The 2,894-nt window shown below is 36.3% G+C and carries 1 protein-coding gene; it reads right to left on the bottom strand.

Features of this window, described 5'->3' with window-relative positions; all coding sequences use genetic code 11:
• A partial coding sequence (locus ACGH47_RS11300; RefSeq protein ID WP_411623472.1) for an SdrD B-like domain-containing protein occupies positions 1 to 2,855 on the bottom strand: 2,855 nt, incomplete at its 3' end.
• Positions 2,856 to 2,894 lie beyond the last annotated feature (39 nt).

The raw sequence follows: 2,894 nt of genomic DNA, 5'->3' as shown, positions 1-2,894 counted from the left end.
TTACCGTTAAAATATCCCGGGTAGATGCGAGGGGTAAAAATACCACTTACGGTTAGCAAACCTTTATTATATTGAATAAGTTCTTCTTTAGTGAGCTCAGCTGCCCCGTCTTTGTTTTTAGAACCTGTTACATCCAGATAAAGCTTGCCCGAAATTGCCTCGGTCGTATTTGATGGTACAACTTGAGCTTGCATTAGATATAATTTATTTTTATCTAAATTATTGGCAAGTGAACCATCGGCTAATACTTCAAAATCTAACGTTCCTGGTGGTGTTGCTGGATCCACATCCGCAATGTCGATAAAATCATTGCCCGGAGTGTGAACTATACGGTATTTGCCTTCCGGTAATGAGTATAGCTCCATCGTCCAGAACTTACCCCAATACTGATAATCATTACTGTTTTTATCCCAATAATAAACATTTGATGTATTAGTCCCTCTCTCTGAATCTGAACCATACCTATCGCCATTCATATCATTAACAGGCATAGCACGAATATTACCTTTTCCTTGCATTAGAAAATTTTTAACAATTGGTGCACCAAGTTTGTCAAATCGAATTTTATGGCTAGCTGCAAGATCTTGACTGCTATTTTCTACTGCTGTTACGCTTTTACGTAATGCTTTAACGATAAAATCTTTTCCAGCTGTTAGCCCATCAGCGCCGGTAAATTTATAAAGCCCATCAGAACCAGTTTTTTTAGATGCAATAACACTTTGTCCGCCTATTACACAAGCATTGTTATCTTTACAAAGTAAGACTGTCGCATCAAAAAGTGGTAGATCATCATAAGTCCCTGGAATATTAACTTCTAATTTCCCTTTGCCAGAATATGTATCTAGGTAAACTTTACCACGAACAACATAATCTTGTTGTTTCAGCTTATACCAAAAGTTAGTTCCCTTATTATGCGCTTTTCCACCTTCAATTTTTATTTCAAAAACTGACTGGTTATTTTCAACGCCAGTATTTTGATCATTATTTTCAAGTTCAATATCTTGTGAATTAAAATTACTTCCAGCAGAAAAACTTGGTCTAGTTAAAACACGATATTGACCATCCGGTAGATTTGTAAAATTATAATAACCGTCCTGATTCGTACCAAAATTTGTGAATAAGTTCCATGTATTATCTGACTGCTTTTTGTATAACGATACCTGGGCAAATTTAATTGCTGTATCTTCATCTGGGTTATAATCACCCAAAGCGCCAGAATGGCTATTATTCAGATAAACATAACCAGATAGCGTATTCGGCTTTTTAGGTTTGAAATACATAGCATTCGAGTGTGAAAGTTCCGTTTGTATCGTTAAAATATAATCACCACTCGAATAGTCAGCTTCAATTTCGTCATTAATATCATCAATTTTATAAGTATATAACCCGGCATGATCAATCGGAGCAGCTATCCTACCAAGTGCACCGAGCACGCCATAAGAACCAGGTTTGCCAAGCGTTGCAGCTAATGGTTTTCCTTGTTTATCAAGAAGCGGAGTTACGCCGTCTTCTTCATAAAAAGAGACTTTCATGTAAGTTGTAGCAGTGTGTGTTAAGCTGACACCATCAACCACACCACCCCAAGCTGTAGTTAAATTAGCTGTTCTAATATTGCTTTCAACGTTTAACGTTCCTAAGTTCTCTCGAAGGGGAGAATACCAAAAGTTTCGATTCGATTGGGTTCCTTTACCTAAACCAACAACAATAATTTCTTTAGGGGCGATATTAGCCTGAGTACCATTACTAAGTTTTACTTTCCCTTTATGGCTACTTCTTGATTTTGGTGAAGTACTGGTTGATTTACCATCAGAATCATTCACAAAAATATAGGAATTTAAATCTATACCAGATTCGTTAATGACCACTTTATAATCTTTGCCGATCGCCAAACCACGGAATTGATATAATCCATTGCTCTTATTTGTTGTTTGTGTAGCAATCTTTTTCCATGTACTATCATCGTATTGATAAAGATCGACGGGGGTTTCTAAATAAGTCGTATTTGATACAGGTAATATATTATAAGGCTTACCAGAATCAGGTCCCCTAGGCAAAAACTGATTTGATAAGACAAATACCTGACCCGATATACCAGATAAACTTGAATCATTTGGATCAATTTTTAATAAAAATGTCGGACCACTTGTTTGGTTATTTGCATCTGTTATTTTGATGTTTTGTTCAAGTTTGCTAAGTGGAATATAAGGCGCTTTCACATTGGTTACTTTTATGTCATAACTCGCCACCGCTAAATCTTTAAAACGATATAGACCATCATCGCTTGTAGTTATCGTTTTTGTGCCCAAAACTTTGGTTGTCGTGCCGGGATAGTAAAGCTCGACATTCATACCTAATGCGCCAGTATCCGTATCAGCACCATAGATACCGTCATTGTTTTGATCTATAGCTACGATTCCATCGACGCCCCATTCATTACGTGGTTTTATATTGAATGCACCTTTTTGATTGGTACCATTCATATTAAACTCTATCGTATTAATGTATTTATGCGAATTATCAGGTAATGTTGCATCCCATAAGGTATATTTAGTTTGATTACTTGAGTCAGCAATAAAATCTTCAATATCAACAATTAGGTCATACTTATAGGTTTTTAAAGTATTTTTGATGTCAATTTCACCTTTATCATTGGTGGCAAGCGTTAACTCTTTTGTTGATGCAGAATTAATTAGTTTAATGGGAATATTTTTGGCGCCATTACCTTTTTCATCCTTAACATCTAAATGAATATCACCGCCTTGCCCTTTGATAAATAAGTTTTGAGCAGACGCACCAGTATCAACGATAAGTTGCACCGAACGATCAATGGTTTCACCTTCCGTCGTCTTTGCCACAACCTTATATGTCCCCAGTAACGGCGCATCTAATTTATA

Origin of the sequence: Gilliamella sp. CG16 (assembly GCF_046635785.1) — a bacterium.
Classification (GTDB): domain Bacteria; phylum Pseudomonadota; class Gammaproteobacteria; order Enterobacterales; family Orbaceae; genus Gilliamella; species Gilliamella apicola_I.
This window is presented reverse-complemented; position numbering and strand designations above follow the sequence as displayed.